Origin of the sequence: Allobosea sp. WAO, assembly GCF_001509835.1 — a bacterium.
GTDB lineage: Bacteria > Pseudomonadota > Alphaproteobacteria > Rhizobiales > Beijerinckiaceae > Allobosea.
The window spans coordinates 21,147-45,273 of sequence record NZ_JXTJ01000010.1; the positions used below are offsets into that span (position 1 = coordinate 21,147).

Here is a 24,127-nt window from a genome sequence, read left to right on the forward strand (position 1 = left end):
CAGCCGCGGGTCATGCCATCTGAAGCCGTAGCGCTTCAGCTAATGCGGAAACACCGGCTACAAATCCGTCCCAACGGTCCGCAGGGTAGCTTGGCGATCGAAGTCTATGAAGCGCGTCATCGCGGTGAAGACAGCCGGTGACGGCCAGTCCTAGCCTCAGGATAACCCCGCAGGTGGTTTTATCGACCGTGACGCAAGCTCGAAAACCCGCGCGTCGTAATACACCTCCGCGGCCCTCCGGAACCGCTGCCACGCGGGCAGTGGACTTCGAGCGGGCGACATCAACGCATAATCGAGTTCAGGAGGAAGAACGGCATCAGGGTCGAAGCCGGCCGACCGGCAAAGCGCCCTGGCTATGGCCTCTACGCGATCTGCTTCCATGACACGCCACCCAACGCGACACAGAGCGCCTGCCGCCTTCCCCGGCAATTGAGACAGGCGGCAGGCTTGGCGCTCGGAAGGGGCATGAGCGCCATCGTCCGAAACGCACGATGGAGCGGGCGGTTCCGTTCTGCGCTAACGAAAAAAGCCCGGCCCCGCGTGAGCGAGACCGGGCCTTTGTTTTTGGCTTGCCCTGCTTACTCGATGACCTGGACGATCTTGCGAGTCTTCGGCTCGACCAGGACCGTGCGGTTGTTAACGACGGTATAGCGGTAATCCTTCACGCCATACTCGGCCGGCACCGCGTGGTAGGTCACGCCGCGCTCGGGCAGGACGGCGCCGACCCGAACTTCTTCACTGTAGGTATAGGACGGGACGCGCTGCTCGGTGACATAGGTTTTGAAGCGCGGCGTGTTGTCGCCAATGATGCCTCCGACGACAGCACCGCCAACGCCACCGACGACGGCGCCGACCGGGCCGCCAACGACCGCTCCACCCACCGCGCCAGCAGCCGCACCACCGGCCGCACCACCCTGGGCGCCAGAGGGATTCTGAGCGAAGACCGCCATCGGCGCCAAGGCGATAGCGGCAGCAAGAATGATCCTCTTCATGATCAGAACTCCAGTTGCTCCCCAGTTACCGAACAAACTTAGAATCCTTGTAAAAAGTTCCACTTGGGATCGGTTGACCGACACCTCTATCGAGCGGCCTTTACCAACTGCAATTATCGAGCGCATGGTGGAGCCGGGCATTCACCGGAGCTGCTGCGTTCGCGGCATGAGCCGCGGTCCCGTTCTCTTCGCACTCGTGGCGGAATGGCTACGCAGAGGATAACATAGTCCTCAAATCCCAGGTTCGAATCCAGGGCGAGGTCTCCGGGTACGCACAGTTTGACGCAGCGGAACTCTCTTGAGAAACCCGCGTTGTCAGCCGCCCATTTTTTATCGAGTCCCGCCCATGTCGCTTGCCGCATCGCTATGGCTGGTCACCCTTGCTCTCATCCTCGGGATTCTCGCGGTGTTGTCCTTCGGGTGAACGACGGCGTCAGTCACATCGAAATGACGCAGGGAAGGGAGCCCGCGCAAGGAGAGAGCGCCTGCACGTGGGCTAGGCTCCGCAGAAAGGCGGCCTAGCTTGGCGATGGCTCCGGCTACCATGCCGGAGCCAATCTCATTCCCGCGATGATGAATCAGATGATGGCTCCCAGGGTTCGTAACTCTCTGAAAGCCCCCATTTGGGGGGCGAGCTCGATCGACAAAGTGATATCGAGAGCGATTATGCGCTCTTCTGATGTGCGGCAAAGCAACCCCTGGGTAGTCCGCATTTTGTGGCTGGCGGCGACGCTAATCACTGTGCTTGCAATAGCTATTATCCTGGAGCCGGTGTCGTTTTGAAAGCATCTGACGCCCCACTCTGACACAGACAAGATAGTAAAGGTCGACGACGTCCTAAGAGCGCTTGAAAGGATCAAGCAGCTAGAGGCAAAGCTCCAGCCAAGCGAAATCGAGCGGTACGAACTCGATTGCCTAAGAGAGAGCGTCGAGAATTGGCGTCGAGACCCGATGATTATGAAACGGGGAAAGCGTGTCTGATCGGGACGCCTGGCAACGCTGAGCTGGCCGGCTTCAAACCGCCAGTGGATTGTCAAATGCTAAAGACGGGAGGTTCCGGGCCGACTAGCTTGCCCTTTGGGGGCAAGGGGCAGATGGCGATGAAAATGCGCTCGACGGCCTACTATCGGAGGCGTGAAGCATTTCGGGCTCGAATGAGCAAGAAGCGCGCCTTGCGAAATGCAACAGCTTTGGTGGGGGCCGAAACAGAGCTTGCCGCTCCATCCGAAGAAACCGTTTGGAGCTCGTTGCTTGAACGCGTTCGTCGGCAGATGGCACGCAAATAGGGCCCAGCCGTTCCGGTAGGTTCGCGGCGCCCTTGGCACTTGACCAAGCTGAAGGTCATTTGCCGACTGCGCGGAACAGCGGGTGAGCTGGACCGTTCCACCGCGGGGGGCACAAGGGAGGCTCCCATGTTCAATGGCGGAAATCGCAGGGGCATCGACGCGACGGACCTGGAGAAGATCAACATCGTGCTCAGCACCATGTACCTCTGCATCGACTACGCAATGGGGTACATCGGAACGCGCGGAGGTTCGGCGTTCGCCGCCGACTGCAAGGAAGAGATGCTCAAATCTCTCAAGAGCGGGGATATCAATATGGCGCTGATGGAAGATGCTGCGACCTTTGATTACGTCGTCGCCAAGATCGAAGCGCTACCCCGGCATTAGTTTTCCGAGGCGGGCACGCGTTACGGAAATTCTAGGCCGCGCCGATCGGTCGGAGATGCTCCCGAGTCAGGTACTCCGCGGCCTAGATGGTCTATGCGACCTAACGCCGGAAAAAAGCGTCTGGATCAGGGATGCCAACGGCCGATGATCTCTCCGACCGTGACTGCCGAGATTTGCTGACTGAAGCGTTCCCGGAAGAGCGCTAGCAGGCTGTCGTGTCCGGCGTCGGAGAAGCTGCACACGGCGTCGGTCGCGATCACGACGCGGTAGCCGTGGTCGACGGCTCCCAGCGCGGTGGAAAGAACGCAGACGTCTGTCTCGGCACCGGACAACACGACGGTGTCGATCGAGCGCGCCCGGAGGTATGCGAGCAGCTTGCTGCTCGTGAAGGCCGAGTAGACGGGCTTGTCGAACACGGGGGCCGGGGGCGTGAACCGGGCCAGTTCCGGGACGAGTTCGATGAGCGCGGGGTCCAGCCGTTGACGGGTCGTCTCCGGCCATCGGCGATAGAAGTCGCGCCATGCGCCGATGGTCGCCTCCGGCGAAGCTGGCGTGACGAAGCGTGTGAACAGGGTCGCCAGCGGGCGTGCCTCCGCGAGGGCAACACATTGAGGAAGGACACGTGTCATCCAAGGCGTGGCCCAAGGGCCTTCCGGGGCGAAGAGTCTCTGCATATCCACGCAGAGGTGGATGGTGCGATCGGTGAGCGACGGCAGTTGCTCGCCCATCTCTTCCTCCCCGGGACGGCGCGCCGGCTCCGTAAGAGCCGACGCGCGTTCGGCCTCAGGCAGCTTTGCCCTGCGCGCTCTTGTTGATCATTGCAACGCCGAGCTTGGTCAGAAGCTGGTCGGTCGTCTCCTCCTCCCGGAGCGTCTGATCCAGCAAGTCAGCGGCATCCTTGAGGCCGAGCTGCGCCGCCCAGGTCTTCAACGTGCCGTAGCGGGTCATTTCGTAGTGCTCGACGGCCTGCGCCGAAGCGACCAATCCCGCATCAAGAGCTGGGCTATCTGCGTAGTCCTCGATGATCTCCTTGCCTTCCTCGATGATGCCCAGGATGGCGTCGCAGGTCTTGCCGCGCGGAGCCTTGCCGGCGATCTCGAAGACCTGGGTGAGACGTTCGACATGCGTCTCGGTCTCGTCGCGGTGCTTCTCGAAGGCGGCCTTGAGGTCAGGTGACGACGCGGCCTTCGCCATCTTTGGTAGCGCCTTCAGGATCTGTTTTTCGGCGTAGTAGATGTCCTTGAGGGTGTCGATGAAGAGATCGTTGAGCGTCTTGGGTTCGCTGGCCATGGATTGCGCCTCCGGTGAGGTGAAACCGATCTAACGCCGGCTTCGTATCGAGGTTCCGCTGGCCATAGCCCCACCCACAGCCGGAATGTTTTTCCTCGGAGCATCGCGCCTTTCCCGGCGAACCGGGCGCACCCGGGCGATAACTCGTCGAACCAATTCATGCGGTGGCTCCGACGCTCGCAATGGGAACTCGCCCAGAGAGCGGGCGGTTCAAACGGTGTGCGGACGAAGCCTTCAAATTGCTCTCGAGGTGGCATCATGTCGAGTTACGAACACATCATTCACAAGGACAGCAAAGTGTCCTTGTTCACGCGGGTTGCGCAGTCGGTCTCAAGCTGGACCGGAAAGCCGATCACCTTCTTCGGCGCGGTCGGCCTGATCCTCGTCTGGGCGGTCTCAGGCCCCATCTTCGGCTTCAACGATACATGGCAGCTCGTCATCAACACCTCAACGACCATCATCACCTTCCTGATGGTGTTCATCATCCAGAACAGCCAGAACCGCGATACGGCCGCAATGCAGATCAAGCTCGACGAACTCATCATCCGGCTGGAAGGAGCGCGCGAGGAACTCCTCGATCTGGAAGAGATGGACGAGGAAGATCTCGTCGTCATCAGACGTGACTTCTGCAAGCGGGCATCCAAGGCGCGTCGTGCAGCCGAGGACGGGAACTCGGGTTCTGCCTAAGCCTCCGCGGCTGGTGGAGCCGCCGGCTTCGACGCGATCGAGGTCGCTAACGCCGAGGCGGCGATCGCTCCCTTGAGCAGTATGCCGGGACCAGAATCGTACCGACGGATGTCGAAATGCCCGGTTCGGCTAACGGGGCGAGCTGGCCTTCGCGCCTCCCGTCCACATGATCGTGTTCTCCGGGCGGATTAAACGCGTGGCGGGCGACCTGCCCGAGCACATCCCTTTCAACGCGAAGCCCTATCGCCCCGCCCAGCTCGAAGCCGCCCTGCGCGCAGCCGCTAGCCTAGGATTGCTGTCAGCGGCAGCTTGATCGACACGACCACGCCTTCCCGTCGCCAGTCGTGCGAAAGAGTGCCGCCAAACTGGCGCACGATTGTCGTGTCCAGCAGACGGCTACCGAAGCCGATGCGCTCGGGGACGGCTTCGATCGCGGCGCCCCCACGTTCTTCCCAACGCACATTGAGCGCGTCGTCCTCCGTATCCCACGAGATCGAAACCTGCCCCTCGTCGGATGCCAAGGCACCGTACTTGATCGCGTTGGTGGCGAGTTCGTTGATGACCAGAGCCAGCCCGCTGATCGATTGCGGTCGGACCGCCATCGTCGTTCCGTTTAACAGGAACCGTGTCCCTGCGTCGTGCTCATGGGGTTCGACGATCGAGCGGATGACGTGATCAAGATCCGCAGCGTCGACCTTGTCCTTAGTCATGACCATCTCGTGGGCGCTGGCGAGCGCCAGCATGCGGCCCGTCAACGTCTGGGAAAAATCATCCTTGTCACGAGCGCTTTTGGCCCCGAACCGGATCATCGTGTTGACCAGCGCGAATAGGTTCTTCACCCGATGGCTCATCTCTCGGGAGACGGTTTCCTGTGCCTCGAGCGCACGTTTGAGTTCTTCCTCGGTTCGCTGGACACGCAGAACGGTCCCGACGAACGACGCCAGATCTCCGGCCACCCTCGCGTGCCCGCTGTGGAAGTGGCCAATGCTGTTGGAAACGATCCAGAGCGTGCCAACAGGTTCCGTGCGCCCGACGAAGAGCGGAACGAGCAGCACTTCCGGGACAACGATCCCGGCTTCAGCCACCCAGTCATAAACGCGCTCGACATGCTGCATCAGCACGGGACCGGTCCGATCGAGTGTGACCCCGCAAGGGCTGTTGTTGCGGGGCGTCGTGGCATTATTGAAGCGGGCGAGCTCGCCGATTAGATGGTGCCAGCGGAACACGCCGGGCGCGGGTTCGGGTTCGTACAGGCTTAAGCCCGCGGAGTTGGCTCCCGACATGCGCATCGCGATCTCGACGAAACGCGGCAGCACCTCTTCCGGAGCCTCGCCCAGCCGAAGTGCCAGATCCTGGATGTATTGCTTTTCCTTGAGATGGTCGGCTGATCCGACCGGGCGGCTCGTGAGCTCGTCCGTGATGTCGAATTCCAAGGATTGCGTTACTGCTATCGACATAGGATCCCCGCTGGTGAGTATAGATAATCACCCGAGTCTCTTCTGACCATCCGCGGCTTCAGAATGGCCTCTGGCGTTCAGCGTTCGGGATGCGCCGCTCAGGACAAGCGTTGCCGACAAGCGATGCAAGGCGGCCCCGCCACTGCGCGAGATCGTTCCGTGTTTCCCTGTCCTCAACGACAAATGACTGGGACGAATTCGTCTCCGCCCTGAAACTTGTCGAGCAATTCGGTTGGCGGGGGACCTGCTTCGTCTACGCAGCCATCCAGCGGCCGGCGACAACGAAATGCAGGCGGTCGAGCATCGCCGGGCGCTCACGCGAACTCACGCCTGCCCCACAACCGGCACCTCATCCAACCGTGTCGTGTATCTTGGCGACCGCATCTCGAATTTGGCGGTCCATGCCTTGCGCTGGCGGGCGACCCCCGCCGCCGCCGGGAAGACAACGCCACGTCCGTGCTTCTGGTTGCAAGCATCCAAAGCCTCCATGAGGCGGCCGCTCTTGTCGCGATCGAGGGCGCCGATCAGGGCGCGCTGAGAGTTCTCCAGCGGCACGATGTCGACGGTCATCAGCCCGGCCTTGGCATAGAGATAGCCCGACTTCCAGATCCGCCTCGCGCCCCACTTCGCAGCGCGCACTAGCACAAGGGTGTCGTTGCTTGCCTCCGGGAAATCCACCGTGGTTGAGACCGATCGCGACGGCCCGTTGTCGAAGGGCGAGGTGTGGAAGAACACCGTGACGTGGTCGGTCGCGAGGCCATGGTCCCGAAGCTTCTCGCCGAGCCGCGCGGCATGGGCAGCGATGGCTTCCTGCATCATCTCGAGGGTGTCGACGCGCCCGCAGAAGGAGCGGGTGACGGCGCAACCCTTCCGGGTCGGCGCCACGGCTTCGAGATCGATGCAGGCCTGCCCGCGCAGCTCGTGGATGATGCGCTCGCCGACGACGGTCAGCGTCGTCCTGGCATGCTTGGGATCGAGTGCAGCGACATCGGCGGCCGTCTTGCAGCCGAATGCGCCCAGCTTGGCCTGACTGGCACGGCCAATGCCCCATACGTCCTCCAGCGCGACGAGCGGCAGCCACTCGCGCCTCGCCTCTTCGCTGGTCAGGTCGCAGACGCCGCCGAGTTGCGGCGTGTTCTTGGCGATCTTGTTGGCGAGCTTGGCGAGCGTCTTCGTTGGTCCGATGCCGACGCAGGTCGGGACACCCGTCCAGGTTGACACCCCGGGCGACCGCGCAGCCATCGTTGTTGGACAGCACGATGACGGGCCGCCCCTTCAGTTTCGGATCGAAGACCCGCTCGCAGGAGCAGTAGAAGCTGTTGCCGTCGATCAGGGCGAACGAGCGGGTCATCTCCGGAAGCGCCGCACCGTGTTGGTCACGACGCCGAAGATCTCGATCTCGGCGTCCGGCCCGGGGTCGTAGTCGGGATAGCGCCGGTTGCCGAACGCGAGACTTGATCGGCCCCCGGTGGACTTGAAGATCTTGATCGAACGCTCGCCGTTGACGTCGACGACAACGGCGTCGCCGTCACGCGGCTTCAAGCTGCGATCGACCGTGATCAATGAGCCGTCGAAGATCCCGACATCGATCGCGCTGTCGCCCGCGACCGTCATGATGAAGGTGGCCGGGGCGTTCTGGATCAGCGCCCGGGATAGATCGATCGGGGCGTCGAGGTAATCGTCCGCCGGCGAGGGGAAACCCGCTCGCACTGCCTTCAAATAGACCGGCAGATAGATCGGCGGTCCCAAGACGGCGGGCGACATGTGCATCGGAACGGGCTCCCATTTGAAGGAACAAAATAGGAACATTGCCCTCTGCCAAGTCAAGATGCGAGTTGGCAACAGCCGGGGAGCGCGGCTAGGCGTGCCGAGGCTGGAGAGGGTGAAATGTTCAATGAAAACATCGCCGTCGAGATCAAGGACGGCAGGATCTTCATCGATGACCAGGACCAAGGCTTGGAGCGCGACGATCAGGAGCGCGTTTTGCTGCTACCACGAGCAGGTCGCCGATCCGCTCGTCGCAGGAGGAAACTCTCCAACGGCGAGCCATACCCAGATCGGCCAACCACCTACTAGCGGGCTACCCTGATCCGCAGAAGCAGGAACGTGACGCCGATCGCGTCGCTGTTGTTCTGTTTGCCAGCAGTACCGCTCGCTGATTTCGATTTGATGCTCTCAACCCAAGGTGGAGCAGCCGATTAAAGCGCCGATCGGGTTGGGGGCTCGGTGGGCAAGCGAAATCCAGCCCCTTCGTTCGCAGTAGCCTTTAGAAAGACGATGCCCTTCCGTTCGAGCGCGCGCTCGACGGCGATAGCGCTTCCGAGCGGACGCTGGTCGTCGCCACGACCCTCTACCCGGCTCACGGTCCTGCGATCGATCCCGGCTTCCGCCGCGAGCTCGTCGAGGCTGAGCCCGAGCGCAATCCTGGCCGCTCTCAACAGCTTAGCAGTCGCAACCATTTCGGTGGAATGGCACGCGACCGCCCTGGAATCCAGCTTGTCAACAATTTGTCCCAAACAGGAAAACTATGCCCATGTAAGAATTAATTTGTCCTGATCGGGACATTTATGTATGCGGGATTCAATCCTGATCGGAGACATGCCCCGAATCACGGTTGAGGACGCGTCATGGAACTCTTGGTTTTGGCCAGATCTCGTTGCGCCGTTGGCCGAATGACAATCGGTTTGCTGCTGGCACATGGGATGGTCGAGCTCTGCCTGAAGCCATTGCTCGTGCATGTTCTCGCGGATGGCGAATCCCTCTCCTTAGCGAGCGAGGAGGCGGCGCGGTTCTCGGGGATCACGTTGAGGCAAGTTCATGGGCGCTCAATAGGTGCCGATGCTCGCGCACGCCCGGACGATCATTGCTTACGTCGTGCCGAGCGCGGCGGGCAGTTCGCTAGTCGAGTTCCCGGGTGAATCTAGCAGGAACGGCATTCCGATGGATCCAATAGATTTGGCTTGGGCGGAACGGCGGGCGGGAATTGAACTTGAGATCGAGCGGCTGCTGCGGCTCGTCGCCGATTTGAAGGCGTTCTGCGCGGCGAAGGAGCCAACCGACGCGCAACTCGCGGAAGCGCCTGTAATCGAGCGATGGCGGGTGACGTCGAAGCCCGCCTATTGCCTAGTTGGCGAAGTCTCCGGACATCCGCTGCTGGCGGGATCGGGGCGCAGGGTCGTTACGTCGGATCTCGTGCTGATCGACGGGATTCGTGGCTGGGCGAGAACGCGGTCTCGCTGGTATCGGCTCGGCACGCACATCAAGTCGACGTCCAGCGGCTGAAGTTTCCGCTCAACGAAATCCATCGAGGGGGCCGAGAAAATTATCTCCGGCTTCCAACTCATCGTCGCGCGCGTTCCGCACCCGACGCGGCCAATAGGAGTGATGCATGCGGCTTCTCGTCCTATCCGACATCCATCTGGAATTCGGCCCCTTCGAAATTCCCAGTGACATCGAGGATTTCGATGTCGCCGTATTCGCCGGCGACATCGGGCGACCGATCGCGGACGCGATCGCGTGGATCGATCGGCAACGGCACGGCCCGCTCAAGGGGCGGCCCGTCGTTTTCGTACCGGGGAATCACGAATTCTATGGAGCAGAGCTCGCCGAATCCTTGAGCACGGGAGAGATCTTGGCCCAGCGGGCCGGAATCCACATGTTGGCGCCCGGAATGGTCATCGCCGGCGGTACGCGCTTTATCGGCTGCACGCTCTGGACCGATTACGCCCTTCTGGGAGACGCAAAAGAGGCGCGACGCGCGGCGCTCCTGAGAATGAACGATCACCGCCAGATCGAGGTGGTCGAAGATCGACAAAGAATGCGCTTCCTGCCTCCGCACGCCGCCGCGCTCCACGCCCAGGATCTGAACTTCATCCTGGAGAATCTCCGGAAGCCATTCGAAGGGAACACGGTCGTGGTCACGCACCACGCTCCCCATCCTGGCTCCGTTCAACGCCGATTCCGAGGCAATGCGCTATCGCCTGCTTTCGCCTCCGACCTCACCGAGGTCATTGAGCGGTATCGCCCCGAACTCTGGATCCACGGCCACGATCACGCGTCCTACGACTATTGGGTCGGTGAGACGCGAGTCCTTTCAAACCAGGCTGGCTATCCGAACCGAGGGGGAGGACGCGAGAACCCCGAGTTCAATCCACGGCTCGTCGTGGAACTTCCGCCATTTCGCAATTCTCGCTGACCGGTGCCCAATCCGATGAGAAAACGGAATGGCAGAATCTTGCGGGACCGCGCCAACATTATCCGCAGCGCTGGCCGCCTTCTGGCTTATTGCGCGACGATCCGTGGTTGCCGGCCGTATCTGCGCCGCGGCGGTACCCTCGCACTGGTCCTTATCGTCCCCGACGACGCCGACGTCGAAGACTACCGGCATGCAACCAACTTCGCGTTTTCGAAACCTGATCGGTTCGGCGGCTTTGATTTTGGCGACACCGCGAAGATCGTGGTCGCTCCCGATCACTGGCGAAAAGAGCGAAAAGAGGCCGCTCAGGACGACCTGCTGAAGCACGATTGCCTTGTCATTCTTGCGAAAGATGTGGCCGAGATTCCGAACGCGGTGATGGCAGCAATCGACGACGTGGTGAAGTTGGACCGCCCTCAGGTCCGGCACCTCGTGGCGGCGGGGCGCGTCTGCCTTAAGCAGCGGATGAGCGTGGAGCAGGCCGAGGAGCTTGCTGCCATGCCCCTGGCTCTCGTCGGTTCGATGCTATGGCGCACCCGGCCAGTCTCCCAATCTCTCGATTATATGAGGGAGATTCTGAAGGAGCGCACGCCGGTCAAGGATCGGGAACTCCGGATAGAGAACCTGCATGGCCTTGGCGAGGCAGGGGGCTGGGCGCTCGATCTCGCCCAAGATCTCAATGACTGGCGTGAGGGCAAGATCGGGTGGCAGGACATCGATCAGGGGATTCTTATCAGCGGCCCGACTGGGACAGGCAAGACGACCTTCGCAAAGGCTCTAGCGGCAAGCTGCGGCGTGCATCTCGTTCTAGGGTCACTGGCACGCTGGCAAGCGCACGGCCATCTTGGCGATTATCTTCGGGCGATGAGGGGCGCTTTCGACGAGGCGCGCAAGAATGCACCGTCCATCATCTTCATCGACGAGGTCGATGCCGCTGGCGACAGGGAGAAGTTCAGCAACGAATACAACAGCCAGTATCACAATAAGGAGGTGGCGGCTCTCCTTGAATGCATCGATGGTGCCGAACGGCGAGAGGGAGTGATTGTCGTCGGCGCGTGCAACTATCCGGAGAGGCTGGATGCCGCTCTCGTTCGTCCCGGACGTCTCGATCGTCATGTCCGGATCCCTCTGCCCGATGGCCCAGCGCGCGAGGGTATCATCCGCTGGCATCTGGCTGGGGCACTTCAAAGCGACGATCTCTCTGTCATTGCAGAGCGGACCGAAGGCTGGAGCGGCGCTGCCTTGGAGCAACTCGTCCGCGACGCCCGTCGATCCGCCCGACGGGCTCGACGGATGGTCTCCGTCTGCGATCTCGAAGCATCGCTTCCGCCGACAGTCTCGATTCCCGCCGCGATGTTGCGCCGGGCGGCCGTGCATGAGGCCGGACATGTTATTGCCGCCGTCGCTCTGCAAAAGCCGTTCGAGTTTGCCGAGATCCGGGCCAAAGAAATTCCGGCTGGCGGGCATCAATCATTGGGGGGTGTCCGGATCGGCAAGACGCCGATCACCGAGATCACCGTCCAGAGCCTGCTCGACGAGATTTGCTTTCTGCTGGCTGGCATAGCTGCGGAAGAGGCCATCCTGGGCAATCGTTCTATTGGAGCCGGGGGAACTCGCGGAAGCGACCTCCATCTGGCAACCCTGGCTGCGTTGCGGCTCGAAGCGTCATACGGGTTCGGCGACGGGCTGGCTTTCCTGGCGGGTGACGGAGAGCCGGAGCTGCTTCGATTGCTCCATACATCACAAGCCATTCGCGAGAGGGTCGAAATCGTTCTTGCCGAGCAAATGGCGAGGGCGCGTTCGCTCGTGGAGAGCCACCGAGGCGCGGCGGGACGCGCGGCGGAGAAACTGCTCGAAGGGATGCGGATCACAGGTGCTGATGCAGAGAAGATGTTCGCAAGCGTCAGATCACGGCCGGAGAGCAGCCGAAAACTTGTTGGCACCAGTGCGGCCCGATGAGGATCCATTGCGCGACCAGTTCGCTCAGCGAGTTCGCCGTGCCGCCCGTCGAACGTGTAATCGCCCGGCGTCGCTGCGCAGCATTCAAGCATTGTTCTGCACCCGGCGCTTCACGCAGGAGTGGGCCGGCTACGGCGCTATTGGGGGCGCGCCGGCCCACCCCCGCGTGAACCACCTAATCCCCTTTGCCCTTCAATCGAGCATGGAGCGCAAGAGGGTAGGGTGGCGGGCGAGGGCCCAAGAGTGCGAATGCAGGGTTGGTTGGTATGAGATGGTAGGTCAGAGGAGGGGGGCAAAAGGACGTCGCCCTCTCACGGCGAAAACAGGGGTTCGAGTCCCCTAGGGAGCGCCATAGCGACCAAATGAGCCTGTTTTGTAAGGCTTTTTTCCTCCTCTTGTCCCACCTCGGAATCCGGTGGGACAATTATCGATCCAGCCTGAAGCTTCATCATCGCTGAATCCGCCATCTGCGGTTTGCGTGCTGCGCGGGTGTAGCGTTCCACCTCCTCAAGGGTCCTGTGGCCGGTAACGGACATCAGCTCGTGGGCTGTGGCTTGGCTCTCGGCCAGCCTTGCCGCGATGGCCTTGCGCAGACCGTGGGCGCGGCCAGGAACGCCGGCATCCTTGCATCGCTCGCGGAACCAATTGCCGAAGCCGTTCGGCGTGAACGGCTCGTCGTATTGAGTTTCTAGGAACGTGTCCCCACCGCGCGGGCCGGCGGCGATAGCCTCGAGCAAATGAGGATCTGCTGGGATATCGATATCTACCGGCGAGCGGTGCTCGTTCTTCGCCTGTGTGAAGCGAAGCCGGCCGTTCTGAATGTGCGAAGGTCCGAGCCGCACAGCATCCTCCCGGCGGCCTGCAGAGAAGTAGATCAACATCATTGCGAGCCGCGGCTTTGTGCCTAGTGGCCAACGCTTCTCAAAGCGCAAAACCTCATCGACGGTCCACGAGTGGTGGCCATTGGTCTTGTACCTCACGAGCTTCACGTCGCGGGCCGGATTGGCGGAGACCTCCTCGGCTTCGACGGCCCAACTGAAAAGTGCCTTGATCGCTTTCAGGCGCTGATTGGCGGCGCCCTTCTCGAGTTCGTCGCGCAGCCGCCTGACGTGCTTAGACTCCATGCGATCGACCGGGAGGCTGCCCTTGGTCTGGCAAACCAGATCGAGCGCGCGCTTGCGCCAAGCCCGAGTGCTGACGTCTAGAATCTTGAACTCCGGGCTGGCGTAGTACTTCCCGCAAAGTTCGCGGAAGCTGCCCTTTTCGGCCTTCTCAGGCGCGACCACCTTGCTGGGCGATTTGCCCGCCAGGGCGTCCCGGTAGGCGCCCCAAAACGCATCGGAGCCGTATTCCTGCGTGAGCCGAACCTTTGCTTTGCCAGGCACGCGGACGTACCACCGCACATTGCCGTGCCGGTCCAGGTCCTTGCTAAGCCGAGGAGGGTTTGGGCGAGGCATCAGGCGACATCGTCCCATGGCTTCGCAGCGGACGGGCTGTCTCGATACGGCAGGCTGTCAAACGCGGCATCTAGATCCCGAACATCCCAAACGGTCCGGGTATTGACGGTGCGAGGGGAGGGCGCACGACCCTCCTTTACGAGGCCATCAAACAGCGAGGGAGAGATACCGAAGTAGAACGCTGCTTCGGCACGCGAGAGCCCACGCGGCATGAAGCCATGGTTCCGTCGATTGTCATTGGCTGGCTGCATTCGAGGCTCCGTGGCGGGCGAATGCCCTTACATAGGGCGAATCCTAATTTGCAAAGTCAAGGCAAATCGGCGGGCGAGGCGCTACGCGGCGCGCCAAAATGGGAGCGTAAACACCTTCCAGTGAAGCTCCTCGCTATCCTCTGGGTTGAGGACACCGACTGCCCGACGTAGCGCCGCGAACGCGAGTTGGCCGCCCTCTTGCGCGCGGGGATCAGCGTGCTCGAGCGTGAAATCGAGGTAGCCGAGGCGACCTTCTTTGGCGCCGCCCACCTCCTGCGTAAGGCAGCGGAGGACCATGCCCTGGCCGCAAGGAGTGGGCAGATACTCCGACTCGACGATCTCAAGGGTGTCTGCTCAGGCGGCATGGGCTGGTAACCGCTACACGGGACGTCGGGATTGTAGGTATGTGCGATGCTGGTCACGGCTGGGCTCCTAATGGTGATTATTACACCATTAACGGTAATTCCATCGCCAATTTGATGTCAGCCGCCTTCGGTGATAATTTCACCATATGAAGGGTTTTCAATGCCGAATGGCTCGCGCCGCGCTGGACTGGACAACGGCTGACCTCGCCGCGGCAGCGGTCGTCGGCGTCAATACAGTCAACCGGTTCGAAGCGGGGCAGGACGCGCGTATGAGCAGCGTGGAGAAGCTCAAGGTCGCCCTCCAGTCCGCCGGCGTCGAGTTCATTGACGATGCACGGGGCGAAGGCGTCTTAAAGCTGCGCCTACCGGCCCGCCAAGCGGCCACCGAGGCGGAAATGAACGCCAGCGCGGACACGGTGAGATCACAAGCCGCGGCTGCCGTTGACGAGGCCCTAATCGGCTCTGACGCAACTGCGGAACAGAAGGCGGAACGCCGGGGAGCGCTCACGGACGAACCGGCAGTGATCGGGCGGGCTCGCGGGAAGGGCCGGGGCAAGCTTCTGTGACCGGGCGCCCTGGCCTCGACGTGGCGTTGATGGCTAAGGAATGAGCGAAAACGACGACCGTCCCCGGCTTATGACCAAGCAACAGGCCGCAGCTTATTGCGGCGTGAGCGGCCCGACTTTCACAAAGTGGGTCTTGGCCGGCGATATGCCTGGGCCGTTCAGGTCAACACGCATGTATGACCGTCGGGTGATCGATTTGGTCCTCGACAAGGCCGCAGGGATCTTGCAGGGCGCTCCGCCTAAAGAAGACGCTTTTGACAGGTGGAAACGTGAAGAAGCTGAGAAGGCTGCCGCAGCCGCCAGCATGACGCCCTACCAAGCTGCGCTCGCTGCCTCGGAAGAGACCAGCCACGAGAAATGGTACCGCGAGAGCCAGGCTAGGAAGGCGCGGAAGGCCGAGAGGGCTAGGGCTCGAGAGAAGCAAGAGGCCGAGGCTGAGAAGGTCGCGCCCAGCCGGCAGAACCGCACCCCCAAGCCTTGACCGCGCCCTTGCCTAACCGGTGTTCCGTTGCGAACATGCCGTGCCTCCGGGCTCTTACGAGCTTGAGGCAATCGCTGGCGGAGCGGGAGGTCGAACCGCTCTGTCAGCGATCCCCACCCAACCTGCAGCTACTTTGGCTTCAGGAGTCGGTTGAACATCTCGGTAATCGGGTTGCGAGGGCTGCGAGTCCTGGCGGGAGAGCTTGGCTTGCCCGACCAATCAATTTGCGCCTCGCCTATAACCCGCTCCCGGTCATCCATGCCTCTAACTCGGTATTGCGGATCGCCGTCGTCGCTTGTCGGCAATAGGCGGGTGACGGCATAGGTTCCTACGGCATCTTGATCGTGGAAGCCGAAAGTCAGCCGGACTTGGTCTCCGACCTTAAAATGGTGGTCCATAGCCGCTCCTTTGTGCTGTCAGCATTCAGAGCTGAAAGGCACCTTAACACGCCGGAGGGCTGTGGAGGGCGGATTTCCTGCGTGAGGGCCTCGGATGGCGCAAGGATTTGCGGGGCGCGCTACCCCGCCAGCCAGCGCGGTTGAGCCGTGCCCGGGCAGCCCCTACATACCTGCGATGACAGAATCCCCGAACATCATCCGCTCGCCGCTCTGCCAGAGCTTCACCGCCGACGGTGTCACAGCCCAAATCGAGATCTACCGCCTTGAGGACGGTACCAGCTGGACGCTGGAACTGATCGACGCGGACGGCGGGTCAATCGTCTGGGAAGAACAGTTCGCAACCGACGCCGCCGCGTTCGCCGAATTCACCGAAGGGCTAGAAGAGATGGGCTTAGCTAATCTGATTGAGCCGGATGAGGACGACGTCGCTACGGTGCACTGAGGGCGGCCTGCTGACGGCGCTTTATTCGTCGGCCGGCGTCCCACCAGGTTAGGGAACCCACTGCAAAACCTGGGCTTTCTGACGGATTTTCGTCCCTTTTGAAGGTGGTAAGCCCCTAGGGCGCGCGAATTCGTCCAGCAATTCCCAAGGCTTAGCCGCCGCCTTGGAACTTATCCCCAAAACTCACATCTACCCACCAGATGTCGTGTCAACAGGCTTTGCAGCGCACTAATCCTTGACGCTAGGGGGGATGTGCGCAAGAAAAAGGCAGGCTTGTATCAGCAAGCCTGCCTCGTCTTTCGGGTGGCGCCCGGAGGGCAACCGCCCACTACGTAGTGTGCAAGCACGTGGTAGCGCGGACATGGGGCTCAGATCAAGCCACACGGAGGCCTCAATGGCCACGAAGCAGACTGGAAACAAGGCCTCGACGATCGCCGGTAAGGTGCTCGGTGGGGCCAAGCCCACGCAGGCTCAGGTGAAGACGCTCGCCGCGTCGGTGTTGAGCCAGGACGAGAAGAAGGGGCGTCGCTAACGCGGTAACCTCTTTTGACTAGCGCGCGGCAGGAGCCATCCTGCCGCGTTTTTCTTTCTTTCCTCGGAGGAACATATGAGCAACGAGATGGATGAGGTGCGTCTCAAGCTGGCGCAGACCGCAGCCGAGCTTCATACCTTCACTCTCAAATTTGGAGATGAATTAGGGCGTAAGCCGCCGTACAAGGGCCTGGACGGCATGGACGCGATCGTCCTCTATCTCGTGAACAAGCATCACTGGCTCCCGGCAGATGTGAGGGCGATATCGCAGGAGGATCTGCGGATCGTGCTGAACGAGGAACTCAGCACAAAGCCGTAAGCGCTCAACGGCGTAGCGTAAGATTCCGCCCGTGCACTGGCGGATCCGCAGTCAGGTTAGTGGCTGCCTAAGCGGCTTCCCGCAGTCGGGCAGGCTTTATCCGCCTACCCACCTCATCCTCCAGCCAGCCGTGGATAACGCTACCTGACACGCCGTCCGGCCCTACGATCGCATGCCCAATGAAGCCGCCCACGGCGTGCGCCAGGACGGGCTCAGGGCCTGCGCCATAGCGGATATCCTCGAGACCTTCCCGAGCCCGCTGAAAGGCCGCTATTGCGCGCTGCTCCGACCACTCATCGCCGAGGTCCAGCCGATCGACGCCAAAGCCGGAGCGCTTCCCCATGACGTAGATTACCCCCGGCTCGCAGTCGTCGCCGTCGCGATGATAGGTCTTGCGAAACAGGACTCGCCCGACGTTCTCGGGGTCGGACCACCCTGCGATGACGATCTCTCCAAGGAGGTCGCCCATCAATACGTCGAACACCGCGAAGATGTCGTCGAGTTTCGCAACAAACTCGTCGAAGCCGTTATATTCGATGCATTCGCAGGCTGTTTCGAAGGCTTCGAACGCGAAACGTGCGCCCCGGCTTGAATACGCAGCCTTGGCTCGTGGCACTGCCCAAACCTTCGGCTCGATCGCGGTGAGGATGCCCGTGTCATCATAGAAACAGGCGTCGGCCAGAAGACGCACACGGTCGTGCTCGATCAATGTCGCTATAGCGCTCACGCGAGCACCTCCAAATTGTCTGAGTTTACGGCGCCGGTATATCCGCCGTCTGCGTAGAGGCCGCCTGAGCCCGGCGTCAGGCCGCCTCCTCCGAAGCCGCCGGAGAACATGCCGAACAGGCCGCCGGGCGTACCATTGCTGCCGGTTGTGCCGAAGAACCCCGCCAGCGGGCCTGAGCCCATCAACGACGCCTGCAGAGCAGCTTTGGCTAGTTGTTTGACGAGGTTTTTGAGAACGTCTTCGGCCTTTTCGCCGTTGATGATCAGGTCTTCAAGGCCGTCAGTTATTGCGTCGCCGAAAAAGTTCTGGGCTTCCTGCGCGCCCTCGATAGCCTTCTTGACTTCTTCGACCTTCACTTTGGCGTTCGCATAGCCAGTCGCGGCCCGGTCGATTGCAGCGCGCATTTCATCAGTGATGGGGATGTTTGCGCGTTTCGCGGCAGTCTCTAGCTCAAGCGCCTCGCGGGCCTTCGCCTTCGCGAAAGTGCCCTTTCCCTCCATCTCAGCTTCAAGCTGGAGCGCCTTGGTGCGCTTCTCGCTGGCGACAAGAGCTTTCTCATAGGAGTCCAGCGTGTCCTTGCTGGAGCTGCCGCCGCCCTTGCCTTCTTTACTGCCGGGGACGGCATACTTTGAGTCCTTGATGGAGATAGCCCCGGCAACCGCAGTCGGGGGCTTCGGCGCTGCTGTCTTCGCAGCATCGGCCTGCTGCGCGGCGAAGGCGCTCTCTGCGGCCCGGAAGCTGACCCGGGCTGCATCTGCCGCCGCGCGAGTGGCTGCGGCCTGCTCGGCAGCCACCGTATCCCGGCCGCCGGCGTTGGCCGCTCCCATCTCGCGGGCGGCGCCAACACGGGCAGCACGCTCTTCCTGATAGGAAAGGCCCTGCTGACGCTGCAGCTTGCCGTTGGCGGCGTAGGCTTCGCCGAGCTTGGCAATCAGCGACTGCACGCCGTTGACCGCGCCGGCCGCTGCCGTGCCAATGCCCGCCAAGCTATTGGCGACGCTATCAAGGCCGGTTGCGAGGCCCTTGCTAAGCCCGGTCGCCTTATCGAACTCGCCCGCCGCCTTCTCGAACTCTGTCTTGAGATTCTGGGTAGCCTGGGCGGTCGTAAGGACCGAGCCGGCGAGCTTGTCCTGAATGACGCCAGCCCCGGCGCGAGCGGCGTCATAGAACGCCTTCGATGATACCTCACCGTCCTTTACGAGCTTTGTGAGCTTGGCGACGTCGCCGCCTGCCTCCTTCATCCCCGCCGCCACAGCCTGCAAAAGCGGGTACTGGCTATCGAGAAGCGAATTGTACTCCTCGGCCTGGACCTTGCCGCCCGAGAGCGCTTGGCTCAGCTGCAATAGGCTGCCCGAGGCTTCCGACGCGGACGTGCCAGAAACACGAAGGCCCTGCGCGACCAAGTCCGTGAACTTCAACAGCTCCCCGGAGCTCGTGCCGAGCGTTATCTGCGCCTGGCTGACGCGCCCGAATAGCTGGGCTAGCGCTTCCATCGGCACGGCGTTTTTGATTGCGGACTGATAAACCGCGTCCAAGGTCTTCGGCAGGTCGGCGTCGCCGACACCAGCGACCTTCAGCGAGTTTATGACCTTCTGATAAGAGTCCGCCGCCTTCTGAATATCGTTCAGCGCCGCCCCGACAGCTACACCGGCGAACACGCCAGCGATCCGCTTGCCAAGGGTGCCCAGCGAGCCACCGACGGACTTTTCCATCTGGCTTGCTCGATCTTCGAGCGATTTGAAGATTCGATAGGCCTGCGCATTTTGACGCTTTAGTTGATTCTCAAATTTCTGTCCCTGAACTTCTAGAATAAGCTGTAGTCGTTCGGCGTCTACTGCCATAAAAAAACCTTGTCGTGATGAGCCTAATTATTGGAATTCTGCGCGAATGACCGCGCCACCACAGTGAGAAAAGTGATGAATAAAGAGGAACTGGCAGGTCTGGTCGCTAACGTCGTGTCCGCTTTCGTGTCGCATAACAGCGTCCCTCCCGCCGACTTGCCGGCCTTGATCGCCAGCACGCACGCTGCTCTTGTCGGGCTTGGTCAGCCGCCAGCCCCCGCTCCGGAGGAAAAATTGGCTCCAGCCGTTCCAATCAGGAAGTCGGTCACGCCGTCTGCCATTACCTGCCTCGAATGCGGGCTGAGCTTTCGTACGCTGAAGCGCCATTTGCGCACCTCGCACGAGCTGACGTCCGAGCAATACCGCGACAAATGGAGCCTGCCGGCCGACTACCCGGTGACCGCACCGGCGTACACGGAGGCAAGGTCACAGCTCGCGAAGAAGATCGGGCTTGGACAGGTCAGGCCAAGGCGGGCAGGTAGAAGCAGCGTCTGATTTCGGCAGTCCATTGGGCTGCCTGTGACGTCGCATGCGGCATACCAACCAATAGGGTTGTTAACCATTGAGTTAATCGATAGCATAGGGCTTCCAGCGTTTAGTACAGGAGAGTCCGATGCATCCGATTTTAGTGAAATGTCCCCAGACAGGACGTTCAGTCGAGACCGGCCTCCGTACCACGAAAGCCAGTTTTGACGCTCTGAGTATTCGGCGGATATTGAGGTGCCCTGATTGCGATCAGGATCATGCTTGGTCGTGCACCGAGGCGTTCTTGGGCGAAGAGGAAATGCGGGTGCGCGGAGCCCCGAAGGCGGCTTAATCCGTAGGGACAGGCGCTCCGACCTCAGTGGCTGGAACGCCTGCGCCTGCTGCCCGGCGGCCCGAACTCGCGCTCGGCCCAATAGGGGCGCTCTGGCGGTGCGAAGCCTCGGTAGAAGTCTTCCAGGTACTGGATGACCTGCCCCCCAATGCGGTGCCAGGTCTCCTCAGCGAGAGGCCGCGCCGTAGCCTCGGTGAGGCCGACCCGTTCCAGTTCATCGAAGTAGTCGCGGCCCATTTCCAGATACCCCGCCCAAGCAGGTATCTCCCCTGCGCGAGCCTTGGATTTCCTATGCCGAACCGGCATTAGCGCCTCGCTCCGTAATCGGGCGTCCGCGGCGCGCGCGGTGCGTCGGGAGCGTCAACGCCGTCCAAGGCCAGTTCACGCAAACCGCGGAAGAACGCTGTTCGACTATCCCGCTCGATCGCGACGCATGGATGCGCCTTCGGGATACCGGCCCGGTCGTTGACGGTGAGGCCGCCAACCAGTTGCTCCCGCGCCTGCTCTGACCTGTCCCAAGCCTCCGCGGTCTTCACCAGCACGCGGAAATGGTGCGGCTCCAGATCAAAATCGGCAATGACATCCCGCACCCACTTGCGCGTTTCGGGGCGCAGATGGGCCGGGACCTTATGGTTTTCGGCCATTTATGGCCCTCTTTCTTGATTGTGGGATTACGCATCGATTCGGGGCAAGCGCCGCGCGCACGTTCGGATGGCTCCGTTGCGGGCGGAGCGAGTGCCGCAAGGAATAGACGTCCCCCCGGGGGGCTTAGATTGGCCAGCCAGAGGCGTCATAGCGCACGATGGTCTTGCCGTGGTCCTCGAGTTGGCCTCTGCGCGCATGACAGGATTTACACGTGCTGACGAATGGCCCGGACCAGAACTTGGTCTCGTCCCCGCGATGCGCTTCCGAGTGATGAACCTCAGTGGCCTCGGTGACCCGCTCCGACTCCAAGCACCATTCGCAAAGGGGCTCGGCCATCAGCTGGGCCTCTCTGATGCGCTTCCACCGCGCCAGGCCGTACCACCTCGACCACGGGCGCTTGCCATCCGTCACCCGAGGCAACGGCGGGCCTCGACCTGCTCGACCGTCAGCACGCGCACGTTGAGGGCAAGGTGCCGGCGATTTGGAGTCCGGTATGGTGTGAACTCGACAACAGCTCCGACCTCAGCCTTGCCGTGAAGGAAACAGCTGTTGTGCGCGAAGTTGCCTCTGTTCGTCGCGAGTCCCTCTGGCCGGATGACGGCGCCATTCGGAGTCAGTCGGATAACCTCGCCGATCATCGGCGAGTTGTTGAATGTCATGTGTTTATCCAGTTGCTCTAGGCCAGCGTCAGATCGATCGCCCATTCCTGGCGATCGACATCGCGTGTCGTGCTGAAGGTGACTTCGTCGCCTGGTCGGAACGGTACGGTGCGGTCGCGAACTGCAAACGCCTCATTGCCGCCGTCGCGCCTGACGAGTCCGGTGGTTCGGCTTAGGACCACGACCGAGCCGCGCATCCGGTCCTGCCAATAAACCCGGTCGCCTGGATTGGCCGATAGCACGAGGCGCTGCCCGGCATGGTGATAAGTGAAGTCGGCGGGCTCATTGCCGATCGCTAGGAGTCCGGCTTTGCCGATTTGAATGTCCCAGAATGGCCGCCCGAACCGATTGGCGTCGGGCGCCGCATTGATGGTCACGCCGCCCTCGGTCAGGATTTCCGTCCACGCCGCCTTGCCCAACGGGCCATTGCCCGGTGCCGGGGCATATCCGCATGAAATGCTGACGATCATGCGGAGCGGATCTCCGACTTGAGGCGTTGGAGCTTCTCTAAAATCCTTTGCACTCCGGCTTGGATATTGGAGTGGAGCTTGTCGCGCACGAAAGAGTTGGAACGCGCGGCGGCCCATAACCAAGGGTCTTCGTTATCAAGATCGACGACGGTTGCGTTCGTGCCGGGGACAGCACCTTCTTTGACCAAGGAGATTTCTTCGAGACGTGCCGATGAGACAACGTCGACTTTGTGTCCTGACACCGTAATCGTTTCATAGTCGATGAACTTGATTCCCACAGAAACACATGGGCGCTCCTGATTGTTCACGGTTTCGTAAATTAGCGAGGATTTCGGATTGCTATCGGAAAGAGGCATTCGGAATGCTAGGCCATTGATCTGGTTCGCCGGACTTGTATTCGCGAACTAAAGCCCCGTCTGCGAACTACCGACTTGCTTGCTATCATTGTGGTCCAGCAGGAATTTTTTGTTCTGGTCGTACAAACCGTCAGAGAAGCACCCACTTTTCAGGAAAACGAAGCCTGCATTTGCCAAGAACGTGGTGTCATAGAGGCAGGCGAACCCCTGAATACCGGGCTCCCTCAGGAGCCTGCCGTCTGATCCACGAAACTGCGGATGGGTCGCCGCAGGCTTGCGACTGGGGCCAGCTAGGTAACCGCCTGCACCACCCATCCGCTCACGAAATGCCGCCACACCGCGCGGCATGCTAATCGAAATGGTCATCGCAGCTCCGCCGGAATGTCACGGACTGAGATCGCGCCGGCCTTGGCGGCCTCGGCGAAAAAGCGCGCGAGCGGCCCGTCCTTGTCCTTCGGAGAGCCGATGCTGTTCGGGACGCGCAGGTCTTCATGGTGCCGATTGCACCTAGCAGCTTCTACGGCGTCTTCCAGTTCCCGGAGCGATAGATTGGCAGCATGGACACCGGCGAGCGCCTTGCAGAACATACCCATGCGGCGAAGGAATTCGGGGCGAACATAGGCGCGCTGGACGCGCATGGCTTTCGACCGCTCGACGTAAATCTCGTGCGACAGTCGCTCACTGGCTTGCCGAAGGTCCGACAGTTCGCGCGTCAGTTTACCCAAACGCTCCCGCCTGGAACCGGTTATTGGCGCCGGCGGCCTGCCTAGAAGGGCAGCGACTCGTGCTTCCGCGGGATCGACCGGAGGCGCATCGTCAGGCTCAGCACCGACCGCAAGCTGCTCAGCGAACTTCTTCTCGATGAGCTGGCCGATTTCGAGCTGCTGAGTCTCAAGTCCAGCAAGAACGTCAGAGCAGGTTTTGATGTTTGGAATATCGATTGGTTTCATAGGATCTCAAATAGTGAAGTGAATTTGGCAACGATTGGCAGCGGGATCGTCGTCGTCTGGGAAATGCCTGCCGGGTCTGCGCCGTACCGAATGCATGCGCGTTTTCCGGTCAGCGTCAGGCATTCTAGGGTGACGCTAGTGGGACCGACGTGCAGGAAGCCGTCCTCAACGTCGAAATCGCCTAACACCGGCCCGTTCTTGCGGGCTATCAGGAACGCCGCCAGCATGGCTCCGGCTGTCGGAGGTAAGCTGGTGGCCGAGGTCTGCGGCATGGCTGACAGGGCTCGGACGCGCTCGGGGGCGGCGACGAAGGTATCAGCACTGATAGCCAGGACAATGCTGGCGACATCGGCAGCGGTGGGGATTTCGCCATGCCGCGGGACGAGCCGGGCTTCACGCAGGGCCCGCAGCAACTGCCGCGATGACGAAAAGCTGCGGCCGGTGATTTCGGCTAGGCGCTGGCTATAGGCACGCTCCACGATTGCTCCGTGATGAGGTGCCCGGCGGAGCCGCTTGGCTCAGACGCCGGGCTGCCGCGCAGCGGGACGCACTACACGGTGACGGGTGCGGCACGCCGCATTGACTAGGCGAAAGAAAACGGC

General features: G+C 61.5%; 26 protein-coding genes and 1 pseudogene. 11 read left to right on the top strand and 16 right to left on the bottom strand.

The genetic code is table 11. The features are described 5' to 3' along the window. Window positions 1–578: 578 nt before the first annotated feature. Window positions 579–995 carry a DUF1236 domain-containing protein gene (locus DK26_RS19295; RefSeq protein WP_066476425.1) on the bottom strand — a complete coding sequence of 139 codons (417 nt, stop codon included), beginning with the start codon at window positions 993–995 and terminating at the stop codon, window positions 579–581. Window positions 996–2,317: 1,322 nt separating this feature from the next. Here DK26_RS19295 and DK26_RS19300 point away from each other — a divergent pair. Beyond that, window positions 2,318–2,662: a hypothetical protein gene (locus DK26_RS19300; protein WP_157089731.1), complete on the top strand. Its 345-nt coding sequence runs from the start codon at window positions 2,318–2,320 to the stop codon at window positions 2,660–2,662. Between the two features lie 125 nt (window positions 2,663–2,787). On the opposite strand, the gene DK26_RS19305 is transcribed toward DK26_RS19300, so the two are convergent. Beyond that, window positions 2,788–3,390, bottom strand: a complete 603-nt coding sequence (locus tag DK26_RS19305; RefSeq protein WP_066475900.1) for a cysteine hydrolase — start codon at window positions 3,388–3,390, stop codon at window positions 2,788–2,790. Between the two features lie 55 nt (window positions 3,391–3,445). Continuing rightward, on the bottom strand, window positions 3,446–3,952 hold the full coding sequence (locus tag DK26_RS19310) for a ferritin-like domain-containing protein (protein ID WP_066475905.1): 507 nt from the start codon (window positions 3,950–3,952) through the stop codon (window positions 3,446–3,448). Window positions 3,953–4,111: 159 nt separating this feature from the next. On the opposite strand from DK26_RS19310, the gene DK26_RS19315 reads away from it, so the two are divergent. Beyond that, a complete protein-coding gene (locus DK26_RS19315; RefSeq protein WP_248310035.1) occupies window positions 4,112–4,639 on the top strand; it encodes a low affinity iron permease family protein in 528 nt (175 codons plus the stop codon). A 281-nt stretch (window positions 4,640–4,920) separates the two neighbouring features. Here DK26_RS19315 and DK26_RS19320 read toward each other — a convergent pair whose 3' ends face one another. The 3 genes and pseudogenes from DK26_RS19320 to umuD form a co-directional block, all read right to left on the bottom strand. Further along, window positions 4,921–6,072 carry an HWE histidine kinase domain-containing protein gene (locus tag DK26_RS19320; RefSeq protein ID WP_248310036.1) on the bottom strand — a complete coding sequence of 384 codons (1,152 nt, stop codon included), beginning with the start codon at window positions 6,070–6,072 and terminating at the stop codon, window positions 4,921–4,923. Window positions 6,073–6,420: 348 nt separating this feature from the next. Then, window positions 6,421–7,447: pseudogene (locus tag DK26_RS19325) on the bottom strand (Y-family DNA polymerase). Further along, the gene (gene umuD / locus DK26_RS19330; RefSeq protein ID WP_349236329.1) at window positions 7,444–8,049 is read right to left on the bottom strand and encodes a translesion error-prone DNA polymerase V autoproteolytic subunit; all 606 of its coding nucleotides are present in this window, start codon (window positions 8,047–8,049) and stop codon (window positions 7,444–7,446) included. Before umuD ends, DK26_RS19325 begins: the two are co-directional and overlap by 4 nt. Window positions 8,050–8,934: 885 nt before the next feature. On the opposite strand from umuD, the gene DK26_RS19345 reads away from it, so the two are divergent. The 3 genes from DK26_RS19345 to DK26_RS19355 all read left to right on the top strand — a co-directional run bounded on the left by DK26_RS19345 (window position 8,935) and on the right by DK26_RS19355 (window position 12,250). Continuing rightward, complete coding sequence (locus DK26_RS19345) at window positions 8,935–9,378, top strand: DUF6634 family protein (protein WP_066475914.1); 444 nt, start codon at window positions 8,935–8,937, stop codon at window positions 9,376–9,378. 106 nt (window positions 9,379–9,484) lie between these two features. After that, window positions 9,485–10,291 carry a metallophosphoesterase gene (locus DK26_RS19350; protein WP_066475915.1) on the top strand — a complete coding sequence of 269 codons (807 nt, stop codon included), beginning with the start codon at window positions 9,485–9,487 and terminating at the stop codon, window positions 10,289–10,291. A gap of 39 nt (window positions 10,292–10,330) precedes the next feature. Further along, window positions 10,331–12,250, top strand: coding sequence for an AAA family ATPase (locus tag DK26_RS19355; protein ID WP_066475916.1), 1,920 nt, complete (start codon window positions 10,331–10,333; stop codon window positions 12,248–12,250). A gap of 311 nt (window positions 12,251–12,561) precedes the next feature. On the opposite strand, the gene DK26_RS19360 is transcribed toward DK26_RS19355, so the two are convergent. After that, the gene (locus tag DK26_RS19360; RefSeq protein ID WP_248310037.1) at window positions 12,562–13,635 is read right to left on the bottom strand and encodes a site-specific integrase; all 1,074 of its coding nucleotides are present in this window, start codon (window positions 13,633–13,635) and stop codon (window positions 12,562–12,564) included. Between the two features lie 855 nt (window positions 13,636–14,490). Here DK26_RS19360 and DK26_RS29405 point away from each other — a divergent pair. The 5 genes from DK26_RS29405 to DK26_RS19385 all read left to right on the top strand — a co-directional run bounded on the left by DK26_RS29405 (window position 14,491) and on the right by DK26_RS19385 (window position 17,060). Next, complete coding sequence (locus DK26_RS29405) at window positions 14,491–14,889, top strand: hypothetical protein (protein WP_210179285.1); 399 nt, start codon at window positions 14,491–14,493, stop codon at window positions 14,887–14,889. A gap of 40 nt (window positions 14,890–14,929) precedes the next feature. After that, window positions 14,930–15,370, top strand: a complete 441-nt coding sequence (locus DK26_RS19375) for a hypothetical protein (RefSeq protein ID WP_066475920.1) — start codon at window positions 14,930–14,932, stop codon at window positions 15,368–15,370. Window positions 15,371–15,943: 573 nt separating this feature from the next. Continuing rightward, window positions 15,944–16,210 (top strand): hypothetical protein, encoded by a 267-nt coding sequence (locus DK26_RS19380; protein WP_066475922.1) that lies wholly within the window; start codon window positions 15,944–15,946, stop codon window positions 16,208–16,210. 394 nt (window positions 16,211–16,604) lie between these two features. Next, complete coding sequence (locus DK26_RS29410) at window positions 16,605–16,742, top strand: hypothetical protein (RefSeq protein ID WP_184231713.1); 138 nt, start codon at window positions 16,605–16,607, stop codon at window positions 16,740–16,742. Window positions 16,743–16,817: 75 nt separating this feature from the next. Further along, window positions 16,818–17,060 (top strand): hypothetical protein, encoded by a 243-nt coding sequence (locus tag DK26_RS19385; RefSeq protein ID WP_066475924.1) that lies wholly within the window; start codon window positions 16,818–16,820, stop codon window positions 17,058–17,060. Between the two features lie 67 nt (window positions 17,061–17,127). Here the strand turns inward: DK26_RS19385 and DK26_RS19390 are convergent, their stop codons facing one another. Together DK26_RS19390 and DK26_RS19395 are read right to left on the bottom strand one after the other, a co-directional pair. Continuing rightward, complete coding sequence (locus tag DK26_RS19390; protein ID WP_066475929.1) at window positions 17,128–17,787, bottom strand: hypothetical protein; 660 nt, start codon at window positions 17,785–17,787, stop codon at window positions 17,128–17,130. Beyond that, window positions 17,784–19,628 (bottom strand): tape measure protein, encoded by a 1,845-nt coding sequence (locus tag DK26_RS19395; RefSeq protein WP_083533373.1) that lies wholly within the window; start codon window positions 19,626–19,628, stop codon window positions 17,784–17,786. Before DK26_RS19395 ends, DK26_RS19390 begins: the two co-directional genes overlap by 4 nt. 75 nt (window positions 19,629–19,703) lie before the next feature. Between DK26_RS19395 and DK26_RS19400 the strand changes: the two genes are divergently transcribed. After that, a complete protein-coding gene (locus DK26_RS19400) occupies window positions 19,704–20,123 on the top strand; it encodes a MucR family transcriptional regulator (RefSeq protein ID WP_066475931.1) in 420 nt (139 codons plus the stop codon). A 627-nt stretch (window positions 20,124–20,750) separates the two neighbouring features. Here DK26_RS19400 and DK26_RS19410 read toward each other — a convergent pair. The 7 genes from DK26_RS19410 to DK26_RS19445 all read right to left on the bottom strand — a co-directional run bounded on the left by DK26_RS19410 (window position 20,751) and on the right by DK26_RS19445 (window position 24,004). Continuing rightward, the gene (locus DK26_RS19410; RefSeq protein ID WP_066475935.1) at window positions 20,751–21,089 is read right to left on the bottom strand and encodes a hypothetical protein; all 339 of its coding nucleotides are present in this window, start codon (window positions 21,087–21,089) and stop codon (window positions 20,751–20,753) included. Window positions 21,090–21,497: 408 nt separating this feature from the next. Next, window positions 21,498–21,749 carry a hypothetical protein gene (locus DK26_RS19420; protein ID WP_066475939.1) on the bottom strand — a complete coding sequence of 84 codons (252 nt, stop codon included), beginning with the start codon at window positions 21,747–21,749 and terminating at the stop codon, window positions 21,498–21,500. Window positions 21,750–21,766: 17 nt separating this feature from the next. Beyond that, window positions 21,767–22,219 (bottom strand): hypothetical protein, encoded by a 453-nt coding sequence (locus tag DK26_RS19425; RefSeq protein ID WP_066475943.1) that lies wholly within the window; start codon window positions 22,217–22,219, stop codon window positions 21,767–21,769. Beyond that, complete coding sequence (locus DK26_RS19430) at window positions 22,216–22,575, bottom strand: hypothetical protein (protein ID WP_157089732.1); 360 nt, start codon at window positions 22,573–22,575, stop codon at window positions 22,216–22,218. The genes DK26_RS19425 and DK26_RS19430 overlap by 4 nt, the downstream gene beginning before the upstream one ends. 48 nt (window positions 22,576–22,623) lie before the next feature. Continuing rightward, the gene (locus DK26_RS19435) at window positions 22,624–22,941 is read right to left on the bottom strand and encodes a hypothetical protein (RefSeq protein WP_066475945.1); all 318 of its coding nucleotides are present in this window, start codon (window positions 22,939–22,941) and stop codon (window positions 22,624–22,626) included. Further along, window positions 22,938–23,525, bottom strand: coding sequence for a hypothetical protein (locus tag DK26_RS29095; protein ID WP_157089733.1), 588 nt, complete (start codon window positions 23,523–23,525; stop codon window positions 22,938–22,940). Before DK26_RS29095 ends, DK26_RS19435 begins: the two co-directional genes overlap by 4 nt. Next, window positions 23,522–24,004, bottom strand: a complete 483-nt coding sequence (locus DK26_RS19445) for a hypothetical protein (protein WP_066475949.1) — start codon at window positions 24,002–24,004, stop codon at window positions 23,522–23,524. Before DK26_RS19445 ends, DK26_RS29095 begins: the two co-directional genes overlap by 4 nt. Window positions 24,005–24,127 lie beyond the last annotated feature (123 nt).

Coding starts and splice junctions, on each gene's coding strand:
- DK26_RS19310 (WP_066475905.1), bottom strand. CDS start 3,952: ATGGCCAGCGAACCCAAGACGCTCAACGATCTCTTCATCGACACCCTC.
- DK26_RS29405 (WP_210179285.1), top strand. CDS start 14,491: ATGGCTCGCGCCGCGCTGGACTGGACAACGGCTGACCTCGCCGCGGCA.
- DK26_RS19315 (WP_248310035.1), top strand. CDS start 4,112: ATGCGGTGGCTCCGACGCTCGCAATGGGAACTCGCCCAGAGAGCGGGC.
- DK26_RS29095 (WP_157089733.1), bottom strand. CDS start 23,525: ATGAAACCAATCGATATTCCAAACATCAAAACCTGCTCTGACGTTCTT.
- DK26_RS19345 (WP_066475914.1), top strand. CDS start 8,935: ATGCTCGCGCACGCCCGGACGATCATTGCTTACGTCGTGCCGAGCGCG.
- DK26_RS19420 (WP_066475939.1), bottom strand. CDS start 21,749: ATGACATTCAACAACTCGCCGATGATCGGCGAGGTTATCCGACTGACT.
- DK26_RS19425 (WP_066475943.1), bottom strand. CDS start 22,219: ATGATCGTCAGCATTTCATGCGGATATGCCCCGGCACCGGGCAATGGC.
- DK26_RS19435 (WP_066475945.1), bottom strand. CDS start 22,941: ATGACCATTTCGATTAGCATGCCGCGCGGTGTGGCGGCATTTCGTGAG.
- DK26_RS19430 (WP_157089732.1), bottom strand. CDS start 22,575: ATGCCTCTTTCCGATAGCAATCCGAAATCCTCGCTAATTTACGAAACC.
- DK26_RS19350 (WP_066475915.1), top strand. CDS start 9,485: ATGCGGCTTCTCGTCCTATCCGACATCCATCTGGAATTCGGCCCCTTC.
- DK26_RS19400 (WP_066475931.1), top strand. CDS start 19,704: ATGAATAAAGAGGAACTGGCAGGTCTGGTCGCTAACGTCGTGTCCGCT.
- DK26_RS29410 (WP_184231713.1), top strand. CDS start 16,605: ATGGCCACGAAGCAGACTGGAAACAAGGCCTCGACGATCGCCGGTAAG.
- DK26_RS19305 (WP_066475900.1), bottom strand. CDS start 3,390: ATGGGCGAGCAACTGCCGTCGCTCACCGATCGCACCATCCACCTCTGC.
- DK26_RS19385 (WP_066475924.1), top strand. CDS start 16,818: ATGAGCAACGAGATGGATGAGGTGCGTCTCAAGCTGGCGCAGACCGCA.
- DK26_RS19410 (WP_066475935.1), bottom strand. CDS start 21,089: ATGGCCGAAAACCATAAGGTCCCGGCCCATCTGCGCCCCGAAACGCGC.
- DK26_RS19375 (WP_066475920.1), top strand. CDS start 14,930: ATGAGCGAAAACGACGACCGTCCCCGGCTTATGACCAAGCAACAGGCC.
- DK26_RS19395 (WP_083533373.1), bottom strand. CDS start 19,628: ATGGCAGTAGACGCCGAACGACTACAGCTTATTCTAGAAGTTCAGGGA.
- DK26_RS19380 (WP_066475922.1), top strand. CDS start 15,944: ATGACAGAATCCCCGAACATCATCCGCTCGCCGCTCTGCCAGAGCTTC.